The following is a 16906-nucleotide window of genomic DNA, read 5'->3' as shown; positions in this document are numbered from 1 at the left end:
AGAATTCCCTTAGCAATCCTTGTTGTTCAGTTGCATGTGGTGTGTGAAGTGACTCAATCTCAATCCATCAAGATTCTCAGTCTTCCACCGATTCTCGGTGCAACCGTGGTGACGGCGGTCCTGCTGGGTGGTGTCGCGCCAGCGCCAGCCCAAGATCAACCTTCTTCTGAAAAGAATAACGTCCAAGCATCCCTTAAACGGGCTATTCCGGTTGCCCCACCGCTGCAAATCGGGCAACTACCGACAGATGATGCGCCCACCCAAACCGCCCCGGTTTTTCCCCTTCCCTCACAACCCGCCCCACCCGAAGGTCAGACGTCTCCCTCCCCCGAAGAAAATATAGAGTCTGCAACCGATGAAGCGTCCCCGAGTACCGGAGCTCCGGGGGAAACACCTGCCATTGAAGACGTCGCTCCCATCGTGCCGGGGGATACTCCTGTGACAGAAGAAGAGGCGGCCCCAGAGACAGGTGCGCCCGGAGATACCCCTACAGATCTCCCCGCCGCTGAAGACGTTGCTCCGACTGCACCGGGAGAGGATCCGGCGGAACCCCCCGCAGCTGAGGATGCTGCACCATCAGAGTCTCCGGCAGCCCCAGGCCTCCCTGTACCCAGTGGAGATATTCCTAGTGGTAATCCGGGGGAAGCCCCCGCTCAAGCACCGTCCCCGGAGAACTCGGTTGAGTCTCCAGGGGCACCGCCTCAACCCCCAACAGAAACCGCTGAGCCTCCGGCTGCCCCTGAACCAGAGGTGTTGGTGTCTGAAGTCTTGGTGGAGGGGGTAGACGGTGATTTAGCCATTAATGCCTATGAAGCCATTAGTACGCGACCGGGGCAAACGACGACGCGATCGCAAATTCAATCCGACATTAATGCTATTTTTGGCACGGGCTTTTTTAGCAATGTCCGAGCCGAACCGAGCGATACTCCGTTAGGGGTCCGGGTCACCTTCTTCGTTCAGCCCAATCCCACCCTGCGATCGGTTCAAGTAGCGGGTAATCAGGTCCTCACCCAAGAGAAGGTGGACGAGATTTTTAGCCCACAATATGGCAAGATTCTCAACCTCCGAGATCTACAAGCCGGGGTCACCCGCGTCAATAAATACTACCAAGACGAAGGCTTTGTCCTTGCTCAGGTGGTAGGGGTTCCCCAAGTTGACCCCGATGGTACCGTTACCCTACAGGTCGCTGAAGGGGTCGTGGAAGAGATTGACGTTCGCTATATCAATGAAGACGGAGAACCGACGAAGGGCAAGACTCGAAAATTTATTATTACCCGTGAAATGCGCACCGAACCGGGGATACCTTTGAACCGGAATAAGCTCCAAACCGACCTGCAGCGGGTGTTTGGCTTGGGGCTGTTTGAAGATGTCAAGGTGGCCCTTGAGCCGGGGCAAGATCCTCGGAAAGTCGTGGTCAACCTCAATGTGCAGGAACGGAGCACGGCTAGCTTCTCTGCCGGTGCTGGTTTTAGCTCCCGGAGCGGTTTCTTTGGTACGGGCTCCTTTACCCAAAGTAATTTAGGGGGCAATAACCAAAACCTGAGCATCCAAGCTCAGGCCGGAACCCGAGAATTTTTGTTTGATGCTGGTTTTACAGATCCGTGGATTGCAGGAGATCCGAACCATTCCTCCTACAGCATCAATATCTTTAACAGACTGACCCTGCCCCTCGTCTTCGATGAAGGTCCGATCGAAGTGGATCTCCCCAATGGAGATACCCCTCGCGTCAACCGCTTGGGGATTAGTGGCGTTTTTAACCGCCCCTTTACCACGGATCTCGATAACCTGCGGCAAGCCTGGACTGGATCGGTGGGGTTCCGATACCAACGAATTTCCGTCCGCGACAGTGACTTCTCGATTTCTCCTGTGGATGAATTAGGCAATAACTTAAGCTTTAGTGGCTCTGGCCAAGATGACTTGCTGACAGTTCAACTTGGCATTGGACGGGATTTACGGGATGATCCTGCGGATCCCACAAAAGGATACGCGCTGCGCTTTGGTTTGGAACAGTCGGCTCCCATTGGTTCGGGCAGTATCCTGATGACGCGACTCCGGGGTAGCTTTAGCTATTTCTTCCCCATCAAACTCACGAACTTTACCGAAGGGCCACAAGCGTTGGCCTTTAATGTCCAAGCTGGCACTATTTTGGGTGACTTGCCGCCCTATGAAGCCTTTTCCTTGGGTGGCAGCTCTTCAGTACGGGGCTATGGTGAAGGCGATCTCGGCAGTGGCCGCAGCTTTATGCAGGCGACAGCTGAATATCGTTTCCCGGTGATTAATTTCTTGGGCGGTGTGGGGGCCGTACTATTCTTTGATGTGGGCAGTAACTTAGGCACTCAAGGCAATGTCCCGGGCCGCCCAGGCATTGTTCGGGGTAAGCCGGGTGTGGGGTTTGGCTATGGGGTTGGACTACGGGTTAAAACGCCGATTGGGCCAGTCCGGTTAGACTATGGCATCAATGATGATGGGGACAATCAATTCCACTTCGGATTTGGTCAGCGGTTTTAGGGATTATTGGCGTACCGCTTTAATGCCCAAGTCTATTGATATCTTGGGGACTCTGTCGGTATGGGGGTAATGTCTGGCCTCACAACCAAGGCGATCAAATGCTTTAAGGATGCGATCGCATCTCCCTATCAACACACCCTCAACCACAGCTTTACCCTGGCAGGCATTGGCTTACACACGGGTGCAAACACTTCAGTGACCATTTATCCGGCTCCGCCCCATCAAGGGCGTTATTGTGTGTGGATGGAGCATCCAAACGTTCCCGTTGCTGCACACCTTTCATTTGTGCACCAGACCCAGTTCTGCACAACCTTGAGACAAAGGGATATCACGATCGCCACGGTGGAGCATCTATTGGCTGCCTTAGTGGGTATGGGCATTGATAATGCCCGCATTGAGCTTCAGGGGCCAGAGATTCCCGTTTTGGATGGATCCGCTCAGATGTGGACCACTGCCATTCTTGATACAGGATATCAACTGCAGTCTGAACGCCGTTTAGTGCCTACGCTTCACTATCCAGTGCTGGAGCAAAAGGGTGAGGCTTTTGTCATGGCCATGCCAGAACCCCAGCTTTCATTTAGTTGCGGCATTGATTTTCCTGAACCTGCGATTGGCGAACAGTGGCACCGATGTTCTCCCCAAGACTTTCTCTTTGACATTGCCCCCGCCCGTACTTTTGGCCGTGCAGAGGATGTAGAATCCTTACGAACGATGGGATTCATCAAAGGTGGTAGTCTAGACAATGCTTTGGTTTGTCGTCAGGACGAATGGCTGAATCCGCCGTTGCGATTTGCGAATGAGCCGGTTCGCCACAAACTGCTGGATTTAATCGGCGATTTGAGTTTATTAGGGTATCTACCCTCGGCACATTACGTTGCATATAAAGCCAGTCACTCGCTCCATATTCGCTTTGCCAAGCGCCTTCAGCAAGTCTTGTCTGATTGAGTCTGGCTGACTGATCCTTCGTTGAATCGTGATTGCTTATTATGTCAAATCCCTCTGGTCCTAACGATCCTAAAACCACCTTTATGATTGAGGAGATCCAAGAGCTACTGCCCCATCGATATCCCTTTCTGCTGGTTGACCGAGTTATTGACTACAAAGAGTCTGAGCGGGCGGTGGGCATCAAGAACGTGACCATGAATGAAGCGTTTTTTCAAGGCCATTTTCCGGGCCGTCCCCTGATGCCGGGAGTACTGATTGTTGAAGCCATGGCCCAGGTTGGGGGCATTGTCCTCTCTCAACTCCCCGATATTCCTGCTGGCAAACTCTTCGTATTTACCGGGATCGATAAAGTCAGAATTCGCCGCTCTGTGGTCCCTGGGGACCAGCTGATTATCACGGCTGAGCTACTGTCTTTGAAACGGAAGCGATTTGCCATGATGTCGACAAAAGCCGAGGTAGAGGGGCAATTATCCTGTTCAGGAGAGCTGATGTTTGCCATGGTGGACTAATGTAAGGGCTGCTCCTGCAATCTTTACTCTGTGGTATCCATATTCTGTTCGATACTATCCATCGCCTGCAAATAAGCCGGGTCATCGGCTTGCGGGGTGATTTCTTCTAACTCTGGCTCCTCAACTTCTAGGGCGTTGCGGGCGTTATCAGCAATGATGGCATTGGCAAGCTGCTCTAAGGACTCAGGCTTATCCAAATTGTTGAGAATACTCGCATATTTACGACTATGGGGCGGTCGAACCGACTCTTGGCAATAATTGGACAATTCACGACTTTTCGTCATCACTTGAAAGGCGAAATTCTGCTCCTTGCCATCCCCACAGATCACCGTATGCAGAAGGTTGATCATGGAAGCATCATGCACTTGAATCTTGTACTTCGTTGTAATCTGAGGCCAGTACCGTAGCGCTTTGACACCCTCTAAGCCCCCTTTCTTGAGACCCGCATCTTCGCACCACTGCTCAAATTCTTCGATACTGTAGGGACAACGTCCATGTTCTTTCATGGATCGGGCCAACACCTGTCCGGCCCGGAAATTACGGGTGGGTTGCCCGGTGGTGGGACTGGTCATACTGCCTCGCACATCGGCCACCATGGCGGTGAGTTGTGAAAAGGTATGATCACGAACTTTGTCTTTATCTCCCCCTTGATTAAGCGTAGCTTCAATCATGGGCACGCCATAGCCCAGTTCCGTTAAATCAATTGGTTGTTGAGTGTACAGTTTCTGTCGATCATTGCGAGACATAGAGACGGTTGCCGCTTGATCTAAACATTGGTCTAAAAGGAGGGTGAGCAGCGTTGGCAAAATTCCCGTGTTGTCCCAGTGAAACTCATAGCCAAACCCCGCAAAGATCGAAGCCATATTTTTGGCTGCTTTGATATATTGGGCTTCGACATTATGTACACCGGGCGACACTTGAATATTCAAAGAGATGCCATCCAGAAGAAAGGCACCAATCAAGGCTGTTAAGGCATTCGGGTGACAAAAATTGGCTGTAAAACTATCCACGGGATCTCTTAAGGCCCCATCACGATGAAACCCTGAGAAAAAAGCGAGATTCGGATTTTTCTCACAGAGAACATAGGATGTATTCGTCACCTTGTCATGGCTGAAAGACCCTGCCAAACAAGCTAACACGACATTCGTACGGCCCAGCTTACGCCGAAGCGTACAGGCTTCTTCTAAATCCTGTTCGATATAGTTACTGTTGGCACTGAGCACCACCAAGTCACAGTGCTGAATCAGGTAGTCTAGCGTATTGGTGACCGAGGCATGTCCTTCAGTGTGGCGAGCCATGCGGTGCAAATTCACGACATGATCAGCATCCATCCCACTTTTAGCGTCTTCTGAGAAGGCCCCCATCAGATCTCGCCCGGGTCGAGGGGCCAGAATTAATGGGGTCCCCCCCGCTTGCATCACGGCATTGTAAGCTAAAGAGCCAGGGTAAAGACCAATGCTATAGAAGCCAACAGTGGCCTGCTTTAATTCGCGGATACGTTGTTTGATAGAGGCTTTGTCTAAGGAATCGTCAAAAAAACTGTTCCGCATTAATTTCTACGCTCAATATAATCTGGAGGCGAGGCCGTTGGTTTAAAATGCTACCCTCAGATAGTCATTGTAAAACGCTGTCTCTTCATGACCGATTTGATTCATCCCACCGCAGTGATTCATCCCGGTGCAACCGTGCATAAAACGGTGCAGATTGGGGCCTATGTGGTGATTGGTCAACGGGTGACCCTCGGTCCCCGAACAACGGTGGGGCACCATGCTGTGATTGACGGCTGGACCGAGATTGGGGCCGATAATCGCATTTTTCCAGGCGTGATTATTGGCATGGAACCCCAGGATCGGAATGATCGCGGGGAATCGAGTGGGGTGAAGATTTGCGATCGCAACCAGATTCGCGAATATGTCACCATTCATCGAGCTAGTGGAGCCCAAGCGTTCACCTGCATTGGTAGCGATAATCTCCTGATGGCGAACGTCCATATTGGTCATAACTGCCAAATTGCTGATGGAGTGGTGATTGCCAACGCCGTCGCCCTCAGTGGCCATGTCCAGGTGGAATCCCAAGCCAATATTAGCGGTGTTTTGGGGATTCATCAGTTTGTCCATGTCGGACAGTTAGCCATGATTGGGGGTATGAGTCGGATTATTCGTGATGTCCCTCCCTTAATGCTAGTAGAAGGCAATCCTGCCCATGTCAGGGCCTTAAATCAAGTCGGCTTACGGCGGCATGGCATCTATGATTTATTGCATGGGAAGATGAGAGGCATCCTCAAACAAGCCTTTCGATATTTGTATCGGTCAGGGCTGCGATTGGAAGAAGCCCTTGCTCAAGTTGAGTTATTGTCGGATCACCCCTTGATCCAGCATTTGTGTCAGTTTATGCGAGCGGCGCAGGGTAGACGGGGCTTAACCCCTGGACGGCAGCGTTGTGCCTTCTGATTCACCATGTCCTGCTCTTATCGGCTTTTTATAAGTACGGGAGAGGTCTCTGGTGATCTGCAGGGCAGTTTGCTGATTCCCGCGCTGCTGACTGAGGCTCAAGCCCGGGGGTATGACCTGGAAATCCTGGCCCTTGGAGGGCCTAAAATGGCTGCAGCAGGTGCCCATCTTCTGGGTGATACCAGCAAAATCGGCGCGATTGGTCCAGTTAATGCCTTGCCCTTGATCTGGCCCACCCTCAAGCTGCATAGGCAGGTCATCCGTCAGCTCGAACGGACCCCACCTGATCTGACCCTTTTGATCGATTATATTGGTTCCAATCTCCGCCTGGGTAAGCGGCTCAAACAGATATTCCACATGCCAGTGGTTTACTATATTGCACCCCCAGAATGGGTGTGGTCTCAAGGGTTAGGGGTGACCCAGCAAGTGGTAGAACTGAGCGATCAAATGCTGGCAATCTTCCCCCAGGAAGCCACATATTACGAAGAGGAGGGTGCGAATATCTGCTGGGTTGGGCATCCCTTATTGGATCGACTCTCACGATTCCCGACTCGTGCCCAGGCTCGTCAACGCTTAGAACTTGATTCCCAGCAGCCCATGATTGCGCTAGTCCCTGCTTCGCGACAACAGGAACTAGCGTATTTGCTCCCCGTTATGCTGAAAGCTGCCCACCGGATCGCGGATCAAGTCCCCAACGTTCAGTTTTGGGTGCCTTTAGCCTTACCGTCCTATCGCTCAGTTTTGACCCAAGCGCTCCAGACAGCGGGGCTGCCTGTGTCGCTGTTCCCCGACTCACACACCGTAATGGCGGCAGCGGATGTCGTGATTACAAAATCTGGAACTGCCAATCTAGAGACTGCCCTACTGAATGTCCCACAAGTGGTGATCTACCGAGTTGGAGCCATTAGTGCTTGGCTCTACCAATATTGCTTCAACTTTCAGACTGACTATATCTCTCCCGTCAATATTGTGGCTGGACAAGCGGTGGTCCCCGAACTCTTGCAGCAGGAAGCTACCCCAGACCAGATTGCGGCTTTGGCCTGTCAGTTGCTAAGGGATGAGGGAGTCAGGCACGAGATGATGGCAGGGTATCAAGCGGTCCGGTCACGACTAGGTGAACCGGGCGTTCTCCAACGGGCTGCCCAAGCGATTCTGGGAGTATTAGCCGCTTCAAAGGTGTTCTAATTCAACTCTAGGTCGGCGGGTAATTCCCCAATAATGGTTTGCTTGCTGCTAAACGTCGTTGTGTTGAGATGGGGTTTAACCGCCAGTAGTGCTGAAGATAGGGAGCCTTGTTCAATCGGACGCCAGTTGAGCGCCGCTAGTACGACTCTCACCTTAGCCATCACATCAATTAAGTTTGAGAAAATACTGCCTTCATCAAAGGCGGCAATCAGTTCCGATGCGCCCTGATGAACCGCCCATTTTCGCTCTGAGGTAGGAACAAAGGTACGAGTTCCACTGGTCAGAATAATTTTGAGGTTGGGATGGAGATTGTGGCACCAGCGGCAAAAGCTGTAGGGATTGGGCTTAAGAATAGTCATATCCAACAGCAGTAAGTCTGGTATACCTTGACCCGATTTTATGGACTGGGTCAGATACTGTGCCAAATCAATATTTTCATTGAGCCAGGTCAGAGAAATGCCTTGAGAACTGAGCGCTTCTTTCCAGACCTGCCCTTGTAAGTGTGAGGCCTGCATCATCAATACGTTCTTGGGAGCCGTGTCGATGGTCCTTAAGGCAGATTCGCTACTACGATGATGAAATTCTAGTTGCGAATGGCCAATGGTGATCAGGTCGCCATCTTTGAGGATGACTGGCATAGTAACTCTCTCGCCATTAACGACCGACCCGTTGCCACTGCCCAAATCAGTCAGGTAAAACTCACCGGTCTCAGTTGCCCGGAGTTGAGCATGATTGCGAGAGGCCCATCGGTCGGGAAGCACAATTGTATTGTCTGGACTGCGACCGATGGTCCATGTTCGCTTACCCACCAAAGGGACTTGGGATTGACCAATCGGGCTGTAGATGATCAAGAGTGACATGGGTGTTGAGGGGGGCATGCTGTCAAGGGGTTGGGAGAATGAGGGTTCTAACCAAGGATCTGCGGTGTGAGCAGGTAGGGCGTCTGTAAAATGACCCCCTTGCCCATAATCGCATTTCAAAGCACTCAATAGAATAAGCTGTTTAGGCGCTTGAATGCCATCGGCAAACAGATGAATTCCGGCCTTAGCTGCCTGAATAAACATCGAATGAACCGATTCTAGGTACCCTTGCTGTTCTAGGTTACCCAAGAATGTGGGTGACAGTTTAACCCAGTCTATCGGCAAAAGTGGATCTGTAGATAACCACTCATAGTGGTGATCATGCTGGGTGCGGATCAAACGCACCCCTTGGGCCTGCAGCGCTCTGGCATGGGTGAGCACCTGTCCAGAAGGGCGAGGCCATAGCGTCTCCGGGAGTTCTAGGATCAGCTGTCTTGGATCAATTGAATCCTGAGCTAACGTCTGCTCAAACTTGGATAAGAAATGGGAGGAGTCTAACTGAGCTTCAGTCACAACTACCACGATGGATAAGGGATGTTTGGTGGGGGTGCGTTGCCATTTAGACAGTTGCCGACAGGCTTCCCGCAATAGCCACCAGCCGATGGAGGCCTGTAATTTGGGTTCAGTCGGGGAATGGAAAAATTCACTAGGCGGTAATAGGCCCCGGGTAGCATGTTGCCAATAAGACTGGAGGGTAAATCCCCAAACGTCTTGGGTCTCTAAGGATAGGATGGGCTGACAGTACAGACGCAACTCTTCGTTGTTCAGGGCTGGGGGGAGTTCCGTGTTGCGATCAGCCGGGGCCAGAGGTTGTAAGGGCATGTCTGGGGTGAAGATTGTATAACACCCTTTGCCAGACGCTTTGGCACGGTACAAGGCAATATCCGCATGCCGTAGCAGATCATCCGGTTGCTGATCAGGATCACCGTTCAAGGCAATGCCGATGCTGGTTGAGATAAACACGTCGGTGTTGCTGAGGGCAAAGGGGGTGCTCAGGGTTTGGAGAATGCGATCGCAAACGTGAGTGGCATCTTCGATTTGGTCAATATTGGGCAAAAGGACTGTAAATTCGTCTCCTCCCAGCCGGGCTACCGTATCTTCCGGCCGAAGGCAAGCTTCTAGTCGTTGGGCAACCGCTATCAGAAGCTGGTCGCCCACCAAATGCCCCAGGGTGTCATTGATGATTTTAAAGCGATCGAGATCCAAGAATAGGACGGCAAATAGGTCATCGGGATGCCGTTGAAATGAGCGACAAGCTTGTTCCAAGCGATCCAAAAATAGTACTCGATTGGGGAGATGGGTTAAGCCATCATGTAAGGCATCGTGGAGCAGTTCGTGTTCCAGTTGTTTCCGTTCAGTGATATCAATCAGTGTGCCGGTGGTTCCGAGACATTTCCCGTCAGCGGCGTGCAGCACTTGATGATGGACGGCAAACCAGCAGGTCTCCCCCGCCTGGGTGCGGGACCTCAGCTCGTGATGATAGTCGTCGGACGTTTGATCAACGAGATTCTGAATGGCCTCTTGGAGTTTTAGCTGATCGTCAGGATGAATAAAGTCCCAGGCCGGTTTTCCTAAGCTGTCCTCGATTGAAAACCCGGTCAGGCGTGACCAAGTGGGATTGAGATAAGACCAATTTCCGGTGATATCCGTTTGAAAGAGAACGACGTTGATATCAGACAGCAGGGTTTGGTAGTGCTGGACTTGCTGTTGGGCGGATAGTTCTTGCCGCTTCCGTTCCGAAATATCGGTGACGGTACCCACTACCCGAAGGGGACGCCCTTGCGGATCGCGTTGCACCATGCCGCGATCGCACATAAATACGATTTGGCCCGCTTCTGAGAGCAAACGATACTCGAGTTCGAACTGATCCTTCCCCTGAAAATCCGCTTCAACGAGCGACTCGAATAGCGGTTGGTCATCGGGATAAATTTGGTCGATCCAGGCTCCAAGGGAGAGTTGATGGGTTACGGCAGCAGGTGCATCCGGCGCTTGGGCAAATTGCAAAATCTGCCCACTGCCCATATCCCAATCATAGAAGTAGCCGTTGAGGCTACTGACTGCTAGCTTCAGCTGTTGCTGCATCGTGGACATCTGAGTCTTGACCTGCTCAGAACGATACATCCACGTCAGGTAACTGGCTAAGCTTTGTCCCCAAGCACAATAGACGTTCGCGCCAGAGATGGGCTCAGCCCTGGCGACACTCAATATTCCCCAAACGGTTTGATTGGCCATTAAGGGAAACTGAATCACCGTCTCCATAACCGCTGAATCAGGGAGGTAGACCGATAAACCGCTGTGGTCAGGATGCGCATCCGCATCGGTCATGGCGATGGCTGTCGCTGCCCTTAAGACTCGACTTGCCAGGGGGGATAAGGGTTGGCAGGGCGCAATTTCCGTATTTTGAAGCGGACAGACGGTGCCTGCCTGAAATACTAGACTTTGGTGGTCTGGGTCATAAGTTTCCAAAATCACAAGGGGAAACCCTAGGGCCTGACTCAAAATTTCCACTGATGTTTGCAGTCGATCTGGTAGGGCGAGGCGTTGAGATTCCAGAGCGGTGAGCTGTTGATAGGCCAGTAAGACCTGACTACTGGTCAGGAGGGGTTGGGTGAAGTCCGGCAGTGCGTCTGTTGTCGTTTCTAAGTGATGGAGCCACGAACGAATCCCCAAAGACATTTGCTTAGGGAGGAGGGCTAATTGAGTCCAAATTTTTTGAATGCCTGACAACCTTCTTTTCTCTGCGACCACTGCGGTAAAACTGCTCTAGCCCACCCTGGGAAGATTGATGGGAACAATCTTCGATGGCACCCCTGCCCCTTGATGGGTATTGCGAAAGTATCCTCTGCTTGTTTGGAGTCTCAAGGCGACTCAACGATTCAAAACCCTCACCAGCCTTAGTGTACCCTTACCGACAGAGGACTATAAACTTGGCTTAATGGAGACGATAGACAGCCCTCCTGATTCGGGTTGCAGCGATTAGGAGGGCTGGTCATAGGGGCAAGGGATCGCTCAAGGGGCAAAGCTGGCCAATGAGCTTTCTGAGACCTGCGAAAATACCCCTATACGCTTTCAGCTGTAACGCCAATTGAGACTGGATACGGCTTCGAACTGGACTTTTGCAATTCCAACAGGATGAAGCGGCGACGGACTGGACACTTAAAAAATCTAAACATCTGGGTTTGACTTTGCTAAATGCAGGCTTCAGTGTGGAAATACATTGCTCAAAAATAGCCTTTGATTTAGATTTAATTTCGTCTTAATTGGCTGGCAACCAAGTGATCTGAGCTGCACTACTGCCAAATACCTAAAATCCCCAAAGCGACAGAAACAAAACTGTTTTTTTGATGTCAAAGAATGCTGATTCTCAAAGCCAGGAAATTCTGTCAAAGGGTTTATGGTTAAACCAGTGTGATGGATATCAATCCCCTGGGTAGCCTTTTTATTTAGTCTGGTAATGGCTTAAAGCAGTGGGAAGTCGTTAGTGAACGGCGGGTTGCAAGAATCAAGTTTGTCTGAGCTGTTATGTCCGTGCAAAAGAAAAAACGAAATTTACGCAATTTTCTAATCTACCAGGTGGGTGCCCCTATCCTGCAGCAGTTTGAAAAACTGATTCCGCATTATTCAAAAGTGGGGGATGCTCCTTTTTTAGATGTCTCACAATTTGAGTGGACTCAAACATTGGAGATGAATTGGGAAATGATTCGCCAAGAATTAGATGGCGTTTTGACTCATAGCGAACGGTTGCCCAACTTTCAAGATATTTCTCCTGATCAAGCCACGTCTACCAGCAAAGACGATCTTTGGAAAACTTACTTTCTCTATGGTTATGGCTGCAGAGCAGAACAAAATTGTCAGCGCTGTCCCGAAACGACTCGCTTGATTGAACAGATTCCAGGCATGAAAACCGCATTTTTCTCTATTATGCTGCCGGGCAAGCACATTCCCGAGCATCGAGGTCCCTACAAAGGGGTGGTGCGATGCTTGCTGGGACTCAAAATTCCTGAACCCAATGAAGCGTGCCGAATTCGGGTGCATGACCAGATTCGCTATTGGCAGGAAGGCAAGACCATGGTGTTTGATGATACCTATCTCCACGAAGCCTGGAATGAAACGGATCAAATTCGAGTCGTGTTGTTCCTGGATATTGTCCGTCCGCTGCGGTTTCCATTGTCTTGGTTGAATCAGGTGTTGATTCAGTTGATTGCTTGGTCCCCTTATATTCGGGATGCCCAGGCCAATCAAAAAAAATGGGAACAGCGGTTTGCTCAGGCAGTCCCTCGAGAAAAAGCCGATGCTGTTGTGAAGGTTTAAAGGCGCTAGATGCAAACATTTCTGCTGATTTGGTTAGGGCAAGTTGTTTCTCTGTTGGGTACAAAACTGACGGAGTTTGCCCTGGGCGTGTGGGTTTACCAGCAAAATCAGTCTATTAGTCAATTGGCAATGGTGATTTTATGCACCTACTTGCCTAACATGCTGATTTCACCGATTGCCGGATCTCTCGTAGATCGCTGGGACCGACGGTGGGCCATGATTCTCAGCGATGCTGCTGCGGGCATTGGCACGCTGATCATTGGTGCCCTGGTTTTTACCAATCAGCTGGAGATTTGGCATATCTACTTGGCAGTGGGGATTAACTCGATTTTCAATGCGTTTCAAGTCCCGGCCTATACGGCAGCGATCGCACAGTTGACACCGTCTAGCCAATACAGCCGGATGAACGGCATGGTTCAGATTTCCCGCGGTATCGCTCGGGTGATTTCACCTGCGATCGCAGGGTTCTTGATCGGTATCTTAGGCATCAGCGGCATCTTGGTCATTGACTTCAGCACCTTTCTCATCGCCCTATCGACCCTGCTGATTGCCCGTTTCCCCAAAATTAACCGTACAAAACAGACCAAGCCTCCTCAAATCCGACGATTGCTGCAAGAGATGCAGTTTGCCTGGCGTTACATCACCAAACGCCCGGGCCTGGCTCGGCTACTCCAGTACATGTCCACGAATTTCTTCTCCGTCGGTATTTTAGAAGTGGTATTTTGGCCGTTGATTTTGGATTTTGGTTCGCGGGAAGAGTTGGGATATGTGCTATCGATTGGCGGCAGCGGTCTGCTGCTAGGCAGCATTGTGATGACGGCTTGGGGGGGCCCCAAACGCAAAGTTTACGGTCTGCTCTACTTTATTCCACTACAAGCTCTCATTATGTTGATGGCGGCCCTACAAACCTCCATTCCCCTGGCAGCGTTGGGACTGTTTGTCTATTTGTTTGCCCAACCCATCATCGTTAGTTGTAATCAAGCGATTTGGCAGAGTAAAGTCCCTCAACATTACCAGGGGCGGGTGTTTGCACTGCAGCAAATGATTGAAAAGTCCTTGGCTATCTTTGCCTATATTGTCGTGGGTCCTCTCGTTGAGAACTTCCTAGAACCCTTGATGGCTGGAGGCCCGTTTGCAGAAACGGTCGGCCCCCACATTGGCGGCATTGGTGAAGGTCGAGGAATTGCCCTAATGGTGCTGCTGATGGGAATTGGCAATTTACTAGCAACTGCCATGGCCTTTCGAAGTCGTCGCTTGCGTCGCTTAGATGTGGAGTTGCCCACCGTTAAACGCCCCGATGTATCCATCTCTAAACCAGACATTCGTGATGCTTACAGTTTTGAGGAAGTAACTTCGCCATGAAGATTGCAATGATTACCTCTGGTTTCCTCCCGGTGGTTGATGGGGTCACCGTCGCTGACTTTAACCGGATGAAAAAGCTGAGCCAGTGGGGACATCAAGTTCGGGTCTTTTGCCCTGACTACAGTCCGTTGGCCAGCATCTACCCCCACTGGCAAGACTACACGGGCGAGATTCTCCCCCATATTGAGGTCGTTAACTTGCCGAGTGATGCCTTTATGGGGTTGGACTTTGAGCGCAATATCAGTTGGCGAGCCCGCTCGCGCCTGATGCAATCTCTAGGAGAATTCCAGCCCGATATTGTTCATGTGGATGAACCAGAACGATTATCTGTAGGACTGTTGCAAACGCCAGGCATCAAGTATGCCAAACAAGCGGGTATTCCCTGTGTGTGTTTTTACCGCACCAATTTTATTGAGTATGCAGAGGATTACTTCGATTGGCCGCCCGTTGCTATTGCTGGCTTGCAGAATCTGTTTAAGCTTTTGCTCCGCCAAGTTTACAACGCTTACGATCAGACCTTTACCACCAGTCCAATCACCCAAGAGAAGATCATCCAATTGGGCATTAAAAACTCCCGTTATGCTGGGTTAGTGGGCTTTGATACGGAGAACTTTAGTCCCGGCCTGCGTCGTCCCCACTACTTTGCCCAGAACTACGACCTCTCCCAGGTCGATCAGCAGGTCAAGCTGGTATTCGTGGGACGGTTAACCCCAGATAAGGGCTGGGCTTTTACCTTCAAGGCCATGCGAGAAGTCCTGTCTAGAGTGGATCGCGATCAAATTGCACTGATTGTGGTGGGCGACGGATCCATGCGGGAGGCAATTGCGCAAGAGTTAGGAGCCTTAACGCCCCACGTGCATTTGTTGGGTCGGGTTGATCCAGCCGAAATTCCAGCCTTGCTTGCCAATAGCGATATTCACATTACTACATCGGAAAAAGAGGCACGAGGTCTAACCATCTTAGAAGCTTTTGCTTCGGGGATTCCGGTGTTGGCCCCCCGGGCGGGTGGTGTCGTGGAAAATATCGAGCATGGCTGTAATGGCTATTTGTATGAACCCCAATCCGTCCATGATTTTGCTGATAGGCTCCAAGCTCTCATCGAGAGTCCGACCCTACGGCGAGGGATGGGAGACTATGCCCCATCGAGTGTTGAGAATTACAGCTGGGATCGGGCATTTCAGACTTTGGTGGAGCTATGGGAAGAGGCGATCCGCAACAACTCATCTTCACCAGCTAAGCGCACTTTGGTGGGGACTGCATCTGGCCAGTAATTCTGGCTGCTAGCCATATCAATCACGCTTAGCATGTTGTTTCCAATGTTAAGAGAAATGCAGAAAATGCTCGCTGGGGCAGATTAACTTGCTTCTGATTCGAAGCTAATGGATGACTGACACCTGCCTTACTTTTATAAGCAGCATGCCAGGCATGGGACTAACTCGACCTTGGGCTAAGGACCAATTTAAGAGCACGGCGGATGTAGTCAGTCCAAGCTTCTGCTGGTGGAAAGATTAATGCATAAAGCATAATGCCGCTCATCGTGTCGAACACTAAACCTGCATCTACGTCATTTGCAACTTCCTGTCTTGCTTTTGCCCGTTCAATAACGCTAGCAAAGGCTTGTTTTCGAGGTTGTAGATATTTCTTCCAGTAAACTTGCGCAAACCCGGAATTACTAGATGCACTGCTAATGATCATGGCAACAGCTTGTTGCCCAGGTGGAGTCAGTGTTATTTTTGCGGCATTTTCAATTAATACATCTATATCACTCCAAAGATGACCTGTATCGGGAAGGTGTATCTCTTCCCGCACGCTCTCAATGGCATCAGCAACAAGTTCATTCTTATTGGCATAGCGCCGATAAATCGTAGTCTTGCCGACCCCTGCGCGCGTTGCGATTGCATCTATACTCATCTTCTCAAAACCTACTTCCGCCAATAGTTCTATTGTGGCTTTCAGCATGGCTTGGTGAGAAGTTACACTACGGGGTCTTCCGGGTGATTTTTTGTAGGCATCTTTCATAGATGCTATTATGAATTACGATACGTATTAGTATCGTAATTATATGAACAACAAACCGCTGTACATGGACAACAAGAGTACTCAAACCTTGAGAGAAGGGCTCAAGGAGTACTATGCCCTCAATCCGCACGTTACGAATCCAGCGACTCAACCCTCTCGCTTTGGCAAGATTTTGCGGGCACATGATGTGGGACATGTGATTTACGGCTGTGATACGGGCATGCATGATGAGCTAAAAATTCTGCCGTTATTTTGGTGGACGAGTGAATGTACATTTCAGACGTATCTGAAGATGAAAAACTCTCCTGCAGTTGATGTGATGTATGACGATATGATTCGAGAAAAGGGGACACTTTGGCTATATGGAAAGGTTTTGAGAGTTCTGCCTACGGTGTTGATTGAACTGATTCCCATTTGGATTAGAACTCGTAACCGCCCAAAGCTGCTGCCATTTCTTGAGTTTGAGCCATTACTTGATCGATCCCTTTTAGATATCCGTCAGGAGTTTGATCTAATATCTTTTATTCAATAATCACAAAATAAACCCGTTACCTTTGCGAACGGGAACCACATCTAGCAGGAAAGATACGATTGATCAGAGGTTTGCCTTGCCTGTCGAGATGGGTCTTAGAGGCTTCGAGCGGCAAAGGTGTCGCAGTCCCCTTTGGGGATGACAAGGGTTTCACAATGTGTTCTGAATCAGTGATAGCGCCCTCATGCCTCTCTGGTAATTGAGTCGTTTATGGGGTTTCAGTTG

General features: G+C 50.5%; 12 protein-coding genes. 9 read left to right on the top strand and 3 right to left on the bottom strand.

The window, feature by feature from the left end; translation table 11 throughout:
* Positions 1 to 48: 48 nt before the first annotated feature.
* From Q0991_RS01260 to fabZ, 3 genes are all read left to right on the top strand, one after another.
* Positions 49 to 2508 carry a BamA/TamA family outer membrane protein gene (locus Q0991_RS01260; protein ID WP_299484733.1) on the top strand — a complete coding sequence of 820 codons (2460 nt, stop codon included), beginning with the start codon at positions 49 to 51 and terminating at the stop codon, positions 2506 to 2508.
* Between the two features lie 69 nt (positions 2509 to 2577).
* On the top strand, positions 2578 to 3453 hold the full coding sequence (lpxC, locus tag Q0991_RS01255; protein WP_299484732.1) for a UDP-3-O-acyl-N-acetylglucosamine deacetylase: 876 nt from the start codon (positions 2578 to 2580) through the stop codon (positions 3451 to 3453).
* Positions 3454 to 3494: 41 nt separating this feature from the next.
* On the top strand, positions 3495 to 3962 hold the full coding sequence (gene fabZ / locus Q0991_RS01250) for a 3-hydroxyacyl-ACP dehydratase FabZ (RefSeq protein WP_299484730.1): 468 nt from the start codon (positions 3495 to 3497) through the stop codon (positions 3960 to 3962).
* 23 nt (positions 3963 to 3985) lie between these two features.
* On the opposite strand, the gene Q0991_RS01245 is transcribed toward fabZ, so the two are convergent.
* A complete protein-coding gene (locus tag Q0991_RS01245; RefSeq protein WP_299484728.1) occupies positions 3986 to 5512 on the bottom strand; it encodes a hypothetical protein in 1527 nt (508 codons plus the stop codon).
* A gap of 87 nt (positions 5513 to 5599) precedes the next feature.
* On the opposite strand from Q0991_RS01245, the gene lpxA reads away from it, so the two are divergent.
* On the top strand, positions 5600 to 6412 hold the full coding sequence (gene lpxA / locus Q0991_RS01240) for an acyl-ACP--UDP-N-acetylglucosamine O-acyltransferase (RefSeq protein WP_299484727.1): 813 nt from the start codon (positions 5600 to 5602) through the stop codon (positions 6410 to 6412).
* Between the two features lie 6 nt (positions 6413 to 6418).
* Positions 6419 to 7597 carry a lipid-A-disaccharide synthase gene (gene lpxB / locus Q0991_RS01235; RefSeq protein WP_299484725.1) on the top strand — a complete coding sequence of 393 codons (1179 nt, stop codon included), beginning with the start codon at positions 6419 to 6421 and terminating at the stop codon, positions 7595 to 7597.
* On the opposite strand, the gene Q0991_RS01230 is transcribed toward lpxB, so the two are convergent.
* Entirely contained in the window at positions 7594 to 11184 is a 3591-nt protein-coding gene (locus Q0991_RS01230) for a diguanylate cyclase (RefSeq protein ID WP_299484723.1), read from the bottom strand. The genes lpxB and Q0991_RS01230 overlap by 4 nt on opposite strands.
* 795 nt (positions 11185 to 11979) lie before the next feature.
* On the opposite strand from Q0991_RS01230, the gene Q0991_RS01225 reads away from it, so the two are divergent.
* Genes Q0991_RS01225 through Q0991_RS01215 form a run of 3 tightly spaced genes read left to right on the top strand, consistent with a single transcriptional unit; the run spans position 11980 to position 15401 of the window.
* Complete coding sequence (locus Q0991_RS01225; RefSeq protein ID WP_299484721.1) at positions 11980 to 12768, top strand: aspartyl/asparaginyl beta-hydroxylase domain-containing protein; 789 nt, start codon at positions 11980 to 11982, stop codon at positions 12766 to 12768.
* A gap of 9 nt (positions 12769 to 12777) precedes the next feature.
* Positions 12778 to 14130 carry an MFS transporter gene (locus tag Q0991_RS01220; RefSeq protein WP_299484719.1) on the top strand — a complete coding sequence of 451 codons (1353 nt, stop codon included), beginning with the start codon at positions 12778 to 12780 and terminating at the stop codon, positions 14128 to 14130.
* The gene (locus tag Q0991_RS01215) at positions 14127 to 15401 is read left to right on the top strand and encodes a glycosyltransferase (protein WP_299484717.1); all 1275 of its coding nucleotides are present in this window, start codon (positions 14127 to 14129) and stop codon (positions 15399 to 15401) included. The genes Q0991_RS01220 and Q0991_RS01215 overlap by 4 nt, the downstream gene beginning before the upstream one ends.
* A 160-nt stretch (positions 15402 to 15561) precedes the next feature.
* Here Q0991_RS01215 and Q0991_RS01210 read toward each other — a convergent pair whose 3' ends face one another.
* Entirely contained in the window at positions 15562 to 16149 is a 588-nt protein-coding gene (locus Q0991_RS01210) for a TetR/AcrR family transcriptional regulator (protein WP_299484715.1), read from the bottom strand.
* A 43-nt stretch (positions 16150 to 16192) separates the two neighbouring features.
* Here Q0991_RS01210 and Q0991_RS01205 point away from each other — a divergent pair, with 43 nt between their 5' ends.
* Entirely contained in the window at positions 16193 to 16681 is a 489-nt protein-coding gene (locus Q0991_RS01205) for a hypothetical protein (RefSeq protein ID WP_299484713.1), read from the top strand.
* Positions 16682 to 16906 lie beyond the last annotated feature (225 nt).

Origin of the sequence: Acaryochloris sp. IP29b_bin.137 (assembly GCF_028285745.1) — a bacterium.
In the GTDB taxonomy this organism is placed as follows: domain Bacteria; phylum Cyanobacteriota; class Cyanobacteriia; order Thermosynechococcales; family Thermosynechococcaceae; genus Acaryochloris.
This window is presented reverse-complemented; position numbering and strand designations above follow the sequence as displayed.

What these genes read in the sequence shown, in the direction of transcription:
- lpxC (WP_299484732.1), top strand. Translation starts at nt 2,578, where the DNA reads ATGTCTGGCCTCACAACCAAGGCGATCAAATGCTTTAAGGATGCGATC.
- fabZ (WP_299484730.1), top strand. Translation starts at nt 3,495, where the DNA reads ATGTCAAATCCCTCTGGTCCTAACGATCCTAAAACCACCTTTATGATT.
- Q0991_RS01245 (WP_299484728.1), bottom strand. Translation starts at nt 5,512, where the DNA reads ATGCGGAACAGTTTTTTTGACGATTCCTTAGACAAAGCCTCTATCAAA.
- lpxA (WP_299484727.1), top strand. Translation starts at nt 5,600, where the DNA reads ATGACCGATTTGATTCATCCCACCGCAGTGATTCATCCCGGTGCAACC.
- lpxB (WP_299484725.1), top strand. Translation starts at nt 6,419, where the DNA reads ATGTCCTGCTCTTATCGGCTTTTTATAAGTACGGGAGAGGTCTCTGGT.
- Q0991_RS01225 (WP_299484721.1), top strand. Translation starts at nt 11,980, where the DNA reads ATGTCCGTGCAAAAGAAAAAACGAAATTTACGCAATTTTCTAATCTAC.
- Q0991_RS01220 (WP_299484719.1), top strand. Translation starts at nt 12,778, where the DNA reads ATGCAAACATTTCTGCTGATTTGGTTAGGGCAAGTTGTTTCTCTGTTG.
- Q0991_RS01215 (WP_299484717.1), top strand. Translation starts at nt 14,127, where the DNA reads ATGAAGATTGCAATGATTACCTCTGGTTTCCTCCCGGTGGTTGATGGG.
- Q0991_RS01210 (WP_299484715.1), bottom strand. Translation starts at nt 16,149, where the DNA reads ATGAAAGATGCCTACAAAAAATCACCCGGAAGACCCCGTAGTGTAACT.
- Q0991_RS01205 (WP_299484713.1), top strand. Translation starts at nt 16,193, where the DNA reads ATGAACAACAAACCGCTGTACATGGACAACAAGAGTACTCAAACCTTG.